The 13,399-nt window shown below is 56.5% G+C and carries 16 protein-coding genes; 10 read left to right on the forward strand and 6 right to left on the reverse strand.

Annotation, left to right across the window (positions count from 1 at the left end; all coding sequences use genetic code 11):
- The first annotated feature begins 3 nt into the window (after positions 1 to 3).
- Positions 4 to 777: a histidine ABC transporter ATP-binding protein HisP gene (gene hisP / locus AC007G_RS08885; RefSeq protein WP_004865181.1), complete on the forward strand. Its 774-nt coding sequence runs from the start codon at positions 4 to 6 to the stop codon at positions 775 to 777.
- Positions 778 to 818: 41 nt separating this feature from the next.
- Here hisP and AC007G_RS08890 read toward each other — a convergent pair whose 3' ends face one another.
- The 5 genes from AC007G_RS08890 to AC007G_RS08910 all read right to left on the reverse strand — a co-directional run bounded on the left by AC007G_RS08890 (position 819) and on the right by AC007G_RS08910 (position 4,609).
- On the reverse strand, positions 819 to 1,316 hold the full coding sequence (locus tag AC007G_RS08890) for a GNAT family N-acetyltransferase (RefSeq protein ID WP_004865177.1): 498 nt from the start codon (positions 1,314 to 1,316) through the stop codon (positions 819 to 821).
- Positions 1,317 to 1,652: 336 nt separating this feature from the next.
- Positions 1,653 to 2,546, reverse strand: coding sequence for a TIGR01777 family oxidoreductase (locus AC007G_RS08895; protein WP_479466584.1), 894 nt, complete (start codon positions 2,544 to 2,546; stop codon positions 1,653 to 1,655).
- Between the two features lie 18 nt (positions 2,547 to 2,564).
- Positions 2,565 to 2,927: a dihydroneopterin triphosphate 2'-epimerase gene (gene folX, locus AC007G_RS08900; protein WP_004865171.1), complete on the reverse strand. Its 363-nt coding sequence runs from the start codon at positions 2,925 to 2,927 to the stop codon at positions 2,565 to 2,567.
- Positions 2,928 to 2,993: 66 nt separating this feature from the next.
- A complete protein-coding gene (yfcG, locus tag AC007G_RS08905) occupies positions 2,994 to 3,623 on the reverse strand; it encodes a GSH-dependent disulfide bond oxidoreductase (protein WP_015583782.1) in 630 nt (209 codons plus the stop codon).
- Positions 3,624 to 3,694: 71 nt separating this feature from the next.
- Entirely contained in the window at positions 3,695 to 4,609 is a 915-nt protein-coding gene (locus tag AC007G_RS08910; protein WP_046852010.1) for a LysR family transcriptional regulator, read from the reverse strand.
- A 103-nt stretch (positions 4,610 to 4,712) separates the two neighbouring features.
- Here AC007G_RS08910 and AC007G_RS08915 point away from each other — a divergent pair, with 103 nt between their 5' ends.
- The 4 genes from AC007G_RS08915 (at position 4,713) to yfcD (ending at position 8,111) form a co-directional block, all read left to right on the forward strand.
- Positions 4,713 to 6,131, forward strand: a complete 1,419-nt coding sequence (locus AC007G_RS08915) for an aldehyde dehydrogenase family protein (RefSeq protein ID WP_142630019.1) — start codon at positions 4,713 to 4,715, stop codon at positions 6,129 to 6,131.
- Between the two features lie 96 nt (positions 6,132 to 6,227).
- On the forward strand, positions 6,228 to 6,872 hold the full coding sequence (yfcF, locus tag AC007G_RS08920) for a glutathione transferase (RefSeq protein ID WP_004865158.1): 645 nt from the start codon (positions 6,228 to 6,230) through the stop codon (positions 6,870 to 6,872).
- Positions 6,873 to 6,928: 56 nt separating this feature from the next.
- Positions 6,929 to 7,480, forward strand: coding sequence for a phosphodiesterase (gene yfcE / locus AC007G_RS08925; protein ID WP_004865155.1), 552 nt, complete (start codon positions 6,929 to 6,931; stop codon positions 7,478 to 7,480).
- A 58-nt stretch (positions 7,481 to 7,538) separates the two neighbouring features.
- Positions 7,539 to 8,111, forward strand: coding sequence for an NUDIX hydrolase YfcD (gene yfcD / locus AC007G_RS08930; RefSeq protein WP_004865153.1), 573 nt, complete (start codon positions 7,539 to 7,541; stop codon positions 8,109 to 8,111).
- Positions 8,112 to 8,114: 3 nt separating this feature from the next.
- Here the strand turns inward: yfcD and AC007G_RS08935 are convergent, their stop codons facing one another.
- Entirely contained in the window at positions 8,115 to 9,134 is a 1,020-nt protein-coding gene (locus tag AC007G_RS08935; protein WP_004865150.1) for a LacI family DNA-binding transcriptional regulator, read from the reverse strand.
- 235 nt (positions 9,135 to 9,369) lie between these two features.
- On the opposite strand from AC007G_RS08935, the gene AC007G_RS08940 reads away from it, so the two are divergent.
- The 5 genes from AC007G_RS08940 (at position 9,370) to AC007G_RS08960 (ending at position 13,353) form a co-directional block, all read left to right on the forward strand.
- Positions 9,370 to 9,813: a PTS sugar transporter subunit IIA gene (locus AC007G_RS08940; protein ID WP_004865146.1), complete on the forward strand. Its 444-nt coding sequence runs from the start codon at positions 9,370 to 9,372 to the stop codon at positions 9,811 to 9,813.
- Positions 9,814 to 9,893: 80 nt separating this feature from the next.
- Positions 9,894 to 10,166: a PTS sugar transporter subunit IIB gene (locus AC007G_RS08945; RefSeq protein ID WP_004865143.1), complete on the forward strand. Its 273-nt coding sequence runs from the start codon at positions 9,894 to 9,896 to the stop codon at positions 10,164 to 10,166.
- A 22-nt stretch (positions 10,167 to 10,188) separates the two neighbouring features.
- Positions 10,189 to 11,580, forward strand: coding sequence for a PTS ascorbate transporter subunit IIC (locus tag AC007G_RS08950; RefSeq protein ID WP_032686648.1), 1,392 nt, complete (start codon positions 10,189 to 10,191; stop codon positions 11,578 to 11,580).
- Entirely contained in the window at positions 11,577 to 12,407 is an 831-nt protein-coding gene (locus tag AC007G_RS08955; RefSeq protein WP_004865137.1) for a transketolase, read from the forward strand. Before AC007G_RS08950 ends, AC007G_RS08955 begins: the two co-directional genes overlap by 4 nt.
- Positions 12,400 to 13,353 (forward strand): transketolase family protein, encoded by a 954-nt coding sequence (locus AC007G_RS08960; RefSeq protein WP_004865134.1) that lies wholly within the window; start codon positions 12,400 to 12,402, stop codon positions 13,351 to 13,353. Before AC007G_RS08955 ends, AC007G_RS08960 begins: the two co-directional genes overlap by 8 nt.
- The last annotated feature ends 46 nt before the right edge of the window (positions 13,354 to 13,399 follow it).

The raw sequence follows: 13,399 nt of genomic DNA on the forward strand, positions 1-13,399 counted from the left end.
GCCATGTCCGACAATAAATTAAATGTTATCGATCTCCATAAACGTTACGGCGAGCATGAGGTGCTGAAAGGCGTCTCGTTACGGGCGCAAGCCGGGGACGTTATCAGCATTATCGGTTCATCGGGTTCCGGTAAAAGTACCTTTTTGCGCTGCATTAACTTCCTGGAAAAGCCCAGCGAAGGCACGATAGTGGTTAACGGGCAGAATATCGGTCTGGTCCGCGACAAAGACGGTCAGCTGAAGGTCGCAGATAAAAACCAGCTGCGTCTGCTGCGTACGCGCCTGACGATGGTGTTCCAGCATTTCAACCTGTGGAGCCATATGACGGTGCTGGAAAACGTCATGGAAGCGCCGATTCAGGTTCTCGGGCTGAGTAAGCAGCAAGCGCGCGAGCGGGCGGTGAAATATCTGGCGAAAGTGGGCATTGATGAGCGCCAGCAGATCAAATACCCGGTGCATCTCTCCGGCGGTCAGCAGCAGCGTGTCTCCATTGCGCGTGCGCTGGCGATGGAGCCCGATGTGCTGCTGTTTGACGAACCGACTTCCGCGCTTGACCCTGAACTGGTAGGGGAAGTGCTGCGTATCATGCAGAAGCTGGCGGAGGAGGGGAAAACCATGGTGGTAGTGACCCATGAAATGGGCTTTGCGCGCCATGTCTCGTCGCACGTCATTTTCCTGCACCAGGGCAAGATTGAAGAAGAAGGCCATCCGGATGAGCTGTTCGGCAATCCGAAAAGCCCCCGCCTGCAGCAGTTCCTGAAAGGCTCCTTGAAGTAAGCCTGCGGTCTCTCCCGGCGAAACAGTTCGCCGGGAGCAGATTACCGCTCCAGCCGATATACCCAGTCATCGTAATCGACGCCGTTCAGGTGGTAGGCTTTTTCCAGCACCTGAATCCGCACAAAACCGTGTTTTTCCAGCAGACGCGCCGACCCGATATTGTCACCCAGTACCCAGGCGTTAATGGCATTGACGCCGAGTTGGCTAAAGCCGTAATCGCATATCGCCCGCAGCGCTTCACTGGCATATCCCTGACCCTGTGCCTCCGGGATGAGGGCATATCCGACATCGGCTTCATGCGGGTTTTTACTGCTGATGCGCAGGCCAATATCACCGATGGCCTCACCCTTTCTATCGCGTAGCACAAACACGCCGGGATCCGTGCAGCGCGCAGCAAACAGGGGGCGCAGCGCGGGTTCATCGAGCATTTCGCCCATAAAGCGCATCACTTCGCGATCGCGACGCAGGCGGAGGAAAAACGGCCAGTCGGCTTCCGTAAACGGAGAAAGCAGCAGTCGGGGGGTTGTTAAGGTCATCATTTGCAGGTTGTTCGGTGGATCGTTAGCTCACCTTAACACCAGAAAGTACCGGATAATATGATCTTATACCGCTCGTGGCGGTGGATTACCTGACAGCAGGTGAAGTCGGGCAAGGCGCGTCGAGCCCGTGAAACTAGCCCGGTACGGTTTCGCCAGGCGGTGAGGCGCGCAGCTGCAGAGCCAGATTCAGGTTATCGATCGCCAATAGAATCGCCGGTTCAGGCAGACGCAGGCATAATCTTCACCGCGATAATGAAGGCGGGTACCACTGGCGATGGACCATCGGGGACCCTCCCGGCAGAGCGGTAACTCTCCCGGGAGGAAAATGGGCTGCGTTTACCCGACAATATTTCTTAGCGCTTCTTCCAGATCGTACCAGCGGAAGCCAAAACCGGCATCCTCCAGGCGCCGGGGCAACGCCCGCTGCCCGCCGAGTACCAGTACCGACGACTCTCCCATCAGCAGGCGAATCGCCGTTGCCGGTACGCGGAAAATTGCCGGACGATTCAGCACATGCCCGAGAGAATGAGCAAACTGTTCATTGCGGACCGGATAAGGGGAAACCATATTGAAAGGCCCGCTGAGATCGTTATCCAGCAGCCACAGAATACCGTTGACCATATCATCGATATGAATCCAGGCCAGATACTGCCTGCCGTTACCAATAGGGCCGCCGAGACCAAGCCTGAAAAGCGGCATCATTTTGGCCAGAATCCCGCCGGTAGACGCCAGCACCACGCCGGTGCGCAGCAGGCAGACGCGGGTGCGGTCGCTTTGCGCCTCGCAGGCCAGCTGCTCCCAGCGGACGCAGAGTTTATGGGTGAACTCATTGTGCGGCGGCTCATCTTCGGTCACCACCACTTCCCCGAGATCGCCGTAAAAGCCTACGGCAGAACCGCTGATCAGCACCGCGGGGGGCGTATCGCTGGCGTTGAACAGATTCACCAGCTTTTGAGTGATATCCCAGCGGCTGTGACACAGGCGCTGCTTTTGCTCTGTCGTCCAGCGTTTGTCGGCGATAGGTTCGCCCGCCAGATTGATGACGGCATCAATATCATTGAGGTGATGATGGTCTTCGAAACCGCGCCACAAGGTGACGCGGGCATCCAGCAGGGTTTGCGCTTTTTCCGGGCTGCGCGTTGATACCGTTACGTGATGCCCAAGCTCCAGCAGCCGGGGGATCAGATGCCGGCCAATCAGGCCGGTACCGCCAGTAAGCAGAATCCTCATAGCGCCTCCCTAAGAAGCTTAGCGTCGCCAGCTCATGGTCATTGAGACAGAGTCGGCGTAGCGCAGTGCATAAAGTTTATCGATCTCAACTTCAGCATAAGTGACCCAGTGATGTTCGCATGCGATGTCGAGCACATCCTGAGTTAATTTTTCCAGCAGCGAGAAGCGGTTATTCTCAATATGGCTGATGATACGCTTGGTAATCGTGCGGTAATTCAGCGCATCGTTGATATCTTCACTGTTGCGGGACCGCTCCGCCGGGTAGTGAATCGCCACATTGATCACCACATCCTGGCGGTTAGCGATTTCTTCTTCTTTGATTCCAATAAAAGTACGTAAGCGTAGGTTCTTTATACGAATAATGGCGTCTGGCTGAGACATTGCAGGCTTCCTCCGTGTTGTCATTTCCGCAATCATACATGAAAGCAAGCCATGCGAGCAGGGGGGTTATTGGTGTTGTATTTTTATCAGCGCCTGCCCGGTGGCCGGACGCTGACGAATGCGTTCAAACCAGTTATGAATCGCCGGAAAATGCGCGAGATCAATACGCTGGCGAGGGTGGGCGCGAATCCACGGCCAGCAGGCAATATCGGCAATACTGTAATGTTCGCCGCCGAGCCATGGGCTGACCTCCAGACGACGGTTCAGTACGTTGTACAACCGCTGGGTCTCGACCTGATAACGCTCTATGGCATAGGGCACCGCCTGCGGCGCGCTGTGGTTGAAATGGTGGTTCTGCCCCAGCATAGGGCCTAATCCGCTGACCTGCCAGAACAGCCACTGGAGCGTGGTATGGCGTTCCCGCAGCTCGCCGCTGAGCAGTTTTCCTGATTTTTCTGCCAGATAGAGCAGGATCTCCCCGGACTCAAACAGGCCGAGCGGCGCGCCACCGTCAACGGGGAGGTGGTCGACGATGGCGGGAATTTTATTATTCGGCGAGAGAGCGAGAAACTGCGGGCGAAACTGTTCCCCTTTATTGATATCGACCCGAATCAGGCGGTAGGCCAGCTGCGCCTCTTCGAGAAAGAGAATAATTTTCTGGCCGTTAGGGGTGGGTGCGTAGTAAAGGTCGATCATGGTGACTCCCGCCGTGGTAGGTCGCACGTGTTCGAGTATAGGCGACCTGCCGTCATCCGGGAGGCGGGGGGCTAAATTTTGCCCGCAGGGTCGGGATGGTCGCGCAACTCGTGCACCAGGCTGATAAAAGCCTTCAGCCCGGGCGGAACGTGGCGGCGGCCGGGATAATAGAGGCGTAGACCGGCAAACGACGGGCACCACTCATCCATCACGCTGACGAGCTTGCCGCAGGCCAGATCTTCCTTGATAAACCAGTCCGAGATATAGGCCAGTCCAAGGCCGGCGAGTACCGCACAATGGATGGCGCCCATTTCGCTGAGGGTAATACGCGGCGGGACGTTCACCGTCAGCTTGTGTTGCTGGCGCTCCAGCTCCCAGTGATAGAGTCCGCCGTGTGACATACGCATCCCGATGCTCTGATGATGCAGCAGATCTTCCGGGCTGTGCGGAATGCCGCGGCGGGCAAAATATTCTGGCGCACCGACGATACGCATCCGCACATCGGGCGTCAGCGTGACGGCAATCATATCCTGCGGCAGCGACTCCGCCAGGCGGATGCCGGCGTCGTAACCTTCGGCGACAATATCGATCGGCCGCGATTCGGTGGTGATGTCGAGACGCATGTCCGGGTAGCGCTTGAGGAAGGTATCGAACAGTCCGAACAGCAGGGCAACGCTCTCGCGTGGCGCATTGATGCGTAGCGTGCCGGTCGGCATTTCCGGTTGAGTGGCAATCTCTTCCGATGCGCGCTGAATTTCTGCCAGCGCAGGCGCCACGCGCTCGACGTAGCGTCGCCCGGCCTCCGTCAGCGCGACGCTGCGGGTGGTGCGGTTAAACAGACGTACGTTGAGCCGCGCCTCCAGTCCGGCGACGGCGTTGCTGATGGCGGTGGCCGACATGCCCAGCTCCCGGGCAGCCGCTCGGAAGCTCTGGCGGTGGGCAACGGCAAGGAGGACTTCCAGTTCAGTAAGACCGCTACGGTGCATGATTATCCCGATTTTCGTGACAGGCTGTGTTGATTATACCCTCTTATCGGGGCAATACGTCGACTCTATACTTCCCTTCATCAAACCAATGAGGAAGACGAAGATGCTGCACATCGATAAAATTTATATCAACGGTGAATTTGTCACCCCGCACGGCAGCGAAACCTTTGCGCTGTTCAACCCGGCGACGGAAGAGATGATTGGCCAGGCGCGGCTGGCGGACGAAGAGGATGCCCGGCGAGCGATTGCCGCCGCAAAAGCTGCCTTTCCTTGCTGGTCACGGACGACGAAACAGCAGCGTCTGGATGTCCTTGAGCGGATGTACCAGGCCGTCCGGGCGAGAGAGGCGGATTTACTCGAGGCGATTGTCACCGAATATGGCGCCCCGGCTTCGCGCTCGCAATGGATGGCGACATGGCCGGCGCAAACCATTAAACAGGCGATGGAGACGCTGGCGAGCTTCGAATTTGTTGAACCGGCGGGGCGTGCGCAGGTGGTGATGACGCCGGTCGGCGTGGCGGGGTTGATTACGCCGTGGAACAGCGATGCCGGTTTTATCTGTAGCAAGCTGGCGACGGCGATGGCGGCAGGCTGTACGGCGGTGATTAAACCCAGCGAGATGAGCGCCTGGCAGACGCAGATCGTCACCGAAGCGCTGCACGCGGCGCAGATCCCCGCCGGGGTCGTTAACATCGTGACCGGACGGGGCGAAGTGGTGGGGGATATTATTAACCATCACCCCGATATTGCTAAAATTTCTTTCACCGGTTCTACCGCCGTAGGGAAACATATTATCGAAAGCGGGGCGCAAACGCTGAAACGCGTCACGCTGGAACTTGGCGGTAAATCACCGACCCTCATTCTGGATGATGCCGATGTGCAGCAGGCGGTGCCCCTGGCGCTGGCGGCCGGGTTTATGAATAGCGGACAGGCCTGCATCGCCGGGACGCGAATTCTGGTGCCTGCCGGGCGTCTGGCGGAGTTTGAACAGGCCATCGTGCAGGGAATGGCGGAGTATATCTCCGGCGACCCGCGCGACGCGCGAACGACGATTGGTCCGATGGTCAGTCGGAAGCAGTGGCAACGGGTGCAGGATTATATTAGCCTGGGACAGCAGGAGGGGGCAAGATTGCTCATTGGCGGTGAAGGGCGACCGCAGGGCATGGAAAAAGGCTGGTGTGTGAAACCGACCGTATTCAGCGATGTCCACAACCAGATGCGCATTGCGCGAGAAGAGATCTTTGGCCCGGTGCTGGTACTGATTCCCTATCAGGATCAGGCGCAAGCCATCGCAATTGCCAATGATACGACCTATGGCCTGAGCGCCCTGGTATTAAGCGGCGATCGGCAGCGTGGTCAGGAGGTTGCGCTGGCGATAGAGTCCGGGCGCGTACTGGTCAATACCCTTGAACATGAACCGCAGGCGCCGTTCGGTGGCTTCAAGCAATCCGGTCTGGGGCGTGAAATGGGCAAATGGGGGATGCAGGCTTATCTGGAGCCGAAAACGATGATCATCGGCTAGCCGTCAGGGGATGCAAAATCCTCATGGTGCGGTAAGTGACATCCCTTAAAAGACAGGATATGTTGACTTATCGCCCCATAATTTATTGAGGATGCCATGAGCCAGCCCGCCATTACCCTGTGGTCCGATTCGAGCTTTTTCTCGCCGTACGTAATGTCTGTCTACGTTGCCCTGCAGGAAAAAAGCCTGCCATTTGCTCTCAAAACCATCGATCTCGATAGCGGTGAAAATCAGCAGCCTGGCTGGAAAGGTTACACCGTGACCCGCCGCGTGCCGTTGTTAGAGGTGGAGGCGTTCGCGCTTAGCGAATCGTCCGCAATTAGCGAGTATCTGGATGAACGTTTCGCCCCGCCGGAGTGGGAGCGGCTCTATCCCCACGATCTGCAAAAGCGGGCCCGGGCGCGGCAGGTGCAAGCCTGGCTACGCAGCGATCTGCTGCCCATCCGCGAGGAGCGCTCTACCGACGTGGTGTTCGGTGGGCAAAAGAAACCGGAGCTTAGCGCCGCGGGCCGCAAAAGCGCGGAAAAATTATTCGAAACTGCTGCTGAACTGCTGGCCCACGGCGGCAATAATCTGTTCGGTGAGTGGTCGATTGCCGATACCGATCTCGCCCTGATGATCAACCGGCTGGTGCTTAACGGCGATGCGGTTCCGGAGCCGCTGGCGGACTATGCGACATTCCAGTGGCAGCGGGCGTCGGTGCAGCGTTTTGTCGCACTGTCAGCTAAACGCGCGGGCTGATTCGCGGCAGCGGTTCCGCTATCATAGGCGCATCGAAATGCGTGGAGACGGAAGAAATGAAGCTGATGTTTGCATCGGATATTCATGGTTCCCTGCCCGCTACTGAACGCGTTCTGGAACGGTTCGCGCAAAGTGGGGCGCAGTGGCTGATTATTCTCGGTGATGTGCTCAATCATGGGCCGCGTAATGCGTTACCCGAAGGCTATGCGCCGGCGGACGTCGCTGTGAAGCTCAACGGCGTCGCGCAACGCGTGATCGCCGTTCGCGGCAACTGCGACAGCGAAGTCGATCAAATGCTGCTGGATTTCCCTGTCACTGCGCCCTGGCAGCAGGTGCTGAGCGAACGCACTCGCCTGTTTCTGACCCACGGGCATCTGTACAGCCCCGAAAATATGCCTCCTCTCGCCGCTGGCGATGTCCTGGTTTATGGTCATACTCATATTCCGGTAGCCGAGAAGCGCGGCACTATTTTTCTCTTCAATCCCGGCTCGGTCAGTATTCCCAAAGGGGGATTTTCCGCCAGCTATGGCCTCATGGAAGGGGACCGACTACAGGTTTTAGCACTTGATGATCATCAGGTTATTGCAGAGGTTGCAATTAACCCGTAATTTACCCCCCAACCGTAAAGACGCGCCGCGAGAGCGCTTTCAAAAGTAAGGTTTCCTGATGGCGGAACAGAACGATTTGGCAAGCACAGAATGGGTAGACATTGTTAATGAAAACAATGAGGTGATAGCGCAGTCCAGCCGCGAGCAAATGCGCGCGCAGTGCCTGCGTCATCGGGCAACCTATATTGTTGTTCACGATGGGATGGGCAAAATCCTGGTGCAACGTCGTACCGAGACTAAAGATTTCCAGCCGGGCATGCTGGACGCTACCGCCGGTGGCGTGGTGCAGGCCGATGAGCAGCTGCTGGATTCGGCTCGCCGGGAAGCGGAAGAAGAGCTGGGGATTGCCGGCGTGCCGTTCGCCGATCATGGCCAGTTCTATTACGAAGATAAGCATTGTCGCGTCTGGGGGAGCCTGTTTAGCTGCGTGTCGCACGGCCCCTTTGCCTTGCAGGAAGAGGAAGTAAGCGAAGTGTGCTGGCTGACGCCGGAAGAGATTACCGCTCGCTGCGATGAATTCACCCCGGATTCGTTGAAAGCGCTGGCGCTGTGGATGACCCGCAACGCCAATAATGACCAGGTAAAAGCGGAAAAACCGGAAAAACCAGAAAAACCAGAAGCAGCCGAATAGCCTTTAGCAGCTATCCCGCAGACATAAACTGGAGACGATCGCCTTCCGGTCGCTCCAGTCCCCATCGTTAAGCCGTTCCAGCAGCGCCCGCCCGGCCTCAATGCCAATCTTATGGTGCGGTACCGTCATGGTTGTTAACGGCGGCTGGCACACCCGGCTCACATCGCTGTTGCCAAACCCGACAACGGCCAGATCGTCAGGCACTTTGATGCGTCGCCGCTGGCATTCATACAGCACCCCGCAGGCTAGCTCATCTGAAACGCAGACCAGGGCATCCAGTTCCGGCCACGCCAGTAAAAATTCCGGCAGCTGGGAGGCACCGGTGGAGAAATTCGGTGGCAGGGCGGCGTTAATCACCCTGTTGGGCGACAGATGATGGCGCAGCAGCGCCTTATACCACCCCTGCAGGTGCTGCTGAAAAATCCACTGCTCCTGGTTAGCGCACAGCAGGCCGATATTCTGATAGCCGCGCTTAATGACCATTTCCGTCAGTTCATACATGGCGGCCACATTATCGATACCGATATTCATATCAATCGGGTCGGCGCGCATCGCCCCCATTTCCATGACCGGAATAGAGGCGTTTTTTAACCAGTGGCGCACGGTATCGCTGTGCTCGACGCTCAGCAGAATCGCCGCGGCAATATTGGAAGCTAACAGGGTTTCCAGCAGCTTTTCTTCCTGTTCCAGGCGGTGCTGTGATTCCGCAAGCATGATCTGGTATCCCGCGGGCTGTAATACCTGCTGCAGACCGGCAAACATGGCCGAACATCCCGCCTCGGCAAGATTAGGTACCACCATCGCGATGGTCCACGATGAAGCGGACGCCAGTGCGCTGGCGGCAAGATTGGGCATATATCCCAGTTCCTGCACCGCGGCTTCGATTTTTTCGCGCAGTTTATCGGAAACCTGTTCAGGGGTGCGCAATGCGCGTGAAACAGTCATGGTTCCCACGCCGGCAAGCTGGGCAACGTCGGCGAGAGTCACTTTACCGGTACTACGCCGTTTTCGGGTTAGAGACATACGAATTCCTGCAGAGCAGATGCTTTTACCATCATCCTTTATTTCACCTTTCACGGAGTATACGCCTTAAATCCTTTTTTTTGCTGTGTTTTCCTCGGTAAAACGCGAATTGATAGCGCTATCACAATTTTGAATGTTAGCCGATGGTAGCGCTATCTTTGTGACCGTAATCGCAGTTAACTGTTGTCAGCTTGAATAGAGTTTGCTCATCGCGGGCTTACTGATGGGGGACAACATGCTGGAAAAATGGATCTCTGATGCAACTATTACGCAGCAGAAAAGCGTAGCGGACTGGCGGCAGGCCCTGGAACTTTGCGCCAGACCGCTGCTGGCTACGGGGGTTATCGGCCCTGAATATATCACCGCCATTGTCGACCAGCATCAAAAGCTGGGGCCGTATTATGTTCTGGCGCCCGGTCTGGCGATGCCGCATGCCCGTCCGGAGGAGGGGGCCAAAGGGTTAGGGCTGTCTCTGCTCAAGCTGGAAGAGGGCGTCGCATTTGGCGCTGAAGAGTTTGACCCGGTGGATGTTATCGTGATGCTCGCCGCTCCCGATAAGCATAGTCATATTGAGATGATTTCCGCCCTCGCAGAATTATTTTCCAGCGAGGAGGAAATGGGGAAATTACATCAGGCGACAACCCTGGAGGATATTAAAAAAATAATCGCACGTTTCTGATTTAATTTTATAACCTGATTTCACCGCACATTACGCGCGAGCGTAATGCGGACGCCCTCTACTTAAAAAAGGTGATAATGATGAAAATCATGGCAATTTGTGGCTCCGGCCTCGGCAGCAGTTTTATGGTCGAAATGAATATTAAGAAAGTGTTGAAAAAACTCGCTATCGAGGCCGAAGTTGAACATTCCGATTTGTCATCGGCGACCCCCGGTGCCGCGGATCTGTTCGTGATGGCGAAAGATATCGCCGCCAGCGCCAGCGTACCGGAAAGCCAGCTGGTGGTGATTAAAAACATCATCGATATTAATGAACTCGAAGCGCAGCTGCGCGCATGGTTCGATAAACAATAACCTTATTTTAAGCGAGGCGGATATGTTTATCCTTGAGACGCTGAATTTTGTTGTTGATATTCTCAAAGTCCCATCGGTACTGGTGGGATTAATTGCCCTGATTGGTCTCGTGGCGCAGAAAAAATCTTTTTCAGACGTCGTGAAAGGGACGGTTAAAACCATTCTCGGGTTTATTGTGTTAGGCGGCGGGGCAACGGTGCTGGTGGGGTCGTTAAATCCGTTGGGCGGCATGTTTGAACATGCATTTAATATCCAGGGGATTATTCCAAATAATGAAGCCATCGTCTCCATTGCGCTGGAGAAATATGGCGCATCGACGGCGCTAATCATGGCTTTTGGCATGGTAGCCAATATTATTGTCGCCCGTTTTACGCGCCTGAAATATATCTTCCTGACCGGGCATCACACCTTCTATATGGCCTGCATGATCGGCGTGATCCTCACCGTGGCCGGCTTTGATGGCATCGGCCTGGTGTTCACCGGCTCGCTGATTTTAGGCCTGGTGATGGCCTTCTTCCCGGCGCTGGCGCAGCGCTATATGAAGCGGATTACCGGTACCGACGATATTGCGTTTGGCCACTTCGGCACCCTGGGATATGTCCTCGCCGGCTGGATTGGCAGCCTGTGCGGCAAAGGCTCGCGTTCTACCGAAGAGATGAACCTGCCGAAGAATTTAAGCTTCCTGCGCGACAGCTCAATCTCTATCTCCCTGACCATGATGATTATCTATCTGATAATGGCGGTGAGCGCCGGGCGAGAGTATGTCGAAAGCACCTTCAGCGGCGGTCAGAACTACCTGGTGTACGCCATTATTATGGCCATCACCTTTGCAGCCGGCGTGTTCATCATTCTGCAGGGCGTGCGTCTTATTCTGGCGGAGATCGTTCCGGCGTTTACCGGCTTCTCGGAAAAACTGGTGCCGAATGCCCGCCCGGCGCTGGATTGCCCGGTCGTCTATCCCTATGCGCCTAACGCGGTACTGATTGGCTTCCTGTTCAGCTTCCTCGGGGGACTGGTGGGGCTGTTCCTGCTCGGACAGATGAAGCTGGTGTTGATCCTCCCCGGCGTGGTGCCGCACTTCTTTACCGGCGCGACCTCTGGGGTGTTTGGCAATGCTACCGGCGGGCGCCGCGGGGCGATGATTGGCGCGTTCGCCAATGGCCTGCTGATTACTTTCCTGCCGGTGCTGCTGTTGCCGGTATTAGGCGCTATCGGTTTTGCCAACACCACCTTCTCCGATGCTGACTTTGGCGCTATCGGCATCGTGCTGGGCAATCTCGCGCGCTATTTATCGCCATTTGCCATTACCGGGCTCGTCGTGGCGCTGTTCGCGCTGCTGGTGGCGTACAACGTACTGGCTAAAAACAAATCTGCGCGTGGTAACACGCAGGAAAACACCGGAGCGAAACCATGAATGTGAATGAAGTGACTCAGCTGGCGCGCGATATCCGCGTTGCCACGCTTAAAACGTTGACGCAGCTCGGCTTCGGCCACTACGGCGGCAGCATGTCTGTGGTGGAGACGCTCGCCGTACTGTATGGCGCGGTGATGAACATTGACCCGGCGGATCCCGACTGGCCGGAACGTGATTACTTTGTGCTGTCGAAAGGCCACGCCGGCCCGGCGCTGTACAGCACCTTAGCTATCAAGGGCTACTTTCCGATCGAGGAGCTGAGCACGTTGAATCATAACGGCACCCGCTTGCCCAGCCATCCCGATCGGCTGAAGACCCGCGGCGTGGATGCCACCACCGGTTCGCTGGGACAGGGGATTTCCATTGCCGGCGGAATGGCGTTATCGCATAAGCTGGCGGGGCGCGCTAACCGGGTGTTCTGCATCGTCGGCGATGGCGAACTCAATGAAGGCCAGTGCTGGGAGGCGTTCCAGTTTATTGCCCATCATCGTTTAACTAACCTGACGATATTTGTCGACTGGAATAAACAGCAGCTTGACGGCGAACTGGACGAGATTATCTGTGCCTTTGATCTGGAGGGTAAGTTCCGCGCCTTTGGTTTTGATGTGGTCACGGTAAAAGGGGACGACATACCGCGGCTGCTTGAAACGGTCTCTCCGCGGCCGGCGGCAGATGCCCGTCCGCGAGTGGTGATCCTTGACAGTATTAAAGGGCAGGGCGTGCCGTATCTGGAGCAGCTCAGCAACTCCCATCACCTGCGCCTGACCGATGAAATGACAGAAGCGCTCAACGAGACGATTCGCCAACTGGAGGCCGAGCATGATTAAGGTTGCACCCGCAGGACAAAAAGATGCCGTAGAAATGCGTAAAATCTACGCCGGTTTCGTCTCACAGCAGGTGGAAAAGGGGACGTCGATTATTGCCCTTGAAGCGGACCTGATGAGTTCTATGGCGATGGACAGCGTTGCGCGGAAATACCCGCAGCATGTCATCAACTGCGGCATCATGGAGGCCAATGTGATTGGCACTGCCGCGGGCCTGTCGCTGACCGGACGCAAGCCGTTTGTGCATACCTTTACCGCCTTCGCCAGCCGTCGTTGTTTCGATCAGCTGTTTATGTCCCTGGATTATCAGCGCAATAACGTCAAGGTCATCGCCTCGGATGCCGGGGTGACCGCTTGCCATAACGGCGGTACCCATATGTCGTTTGAAGATATGGGCATTGTCCGCGGATTAGCGCATTCGGTGGTGCTGGAAGTCACCGATGCGACGATGTTTGAGGATATTCTGCGTCAGCTGATCGATCTCGAGGGGTTCTACTGGGTACGAACCATCCGTAAGCAGGCGCCGAGCGTCTATGCGCCGGGTTCGACCTTCACCATCGGCAAGGGAAATGTGCTGCGCGAAGGCGATGATATTACGCTGATTGCGAACGGTATCATGGTGTCCGAGGCGCTGGAGGCGGCACGTCAGCTTGAGCAGGAGGGGGTCAGCGCGGCGGTTATCGATATGTTTACCCTGAAGCCCATTGACCGCATGCTGGTAAAAAATTACGCCGAGAAAACCGGACGCATCGTGACCTGTGAAAACCACAGTATCCACAACGGACTGGGATCGGCGGTGGCGGAAGTGCTGGTAGAGACCTGCCCGGTACCGATGCGCCGGGTTGGCGTGAAGGAGCGCTATGGCCAGGTGGGGACTCAGGACTACCTGCAGAAGGAGTACGGCCTGACGGCGCACGACATTGTGTCTGCGGCCCGCGAGCTGCTGTAATAAAAAAGGCGACCAGATGGTCGCCTTTTTACTTTCCGTCGGCGTT

Source organism: Klebsiella sp. CSG-1 (assembly GCF_056521145.1).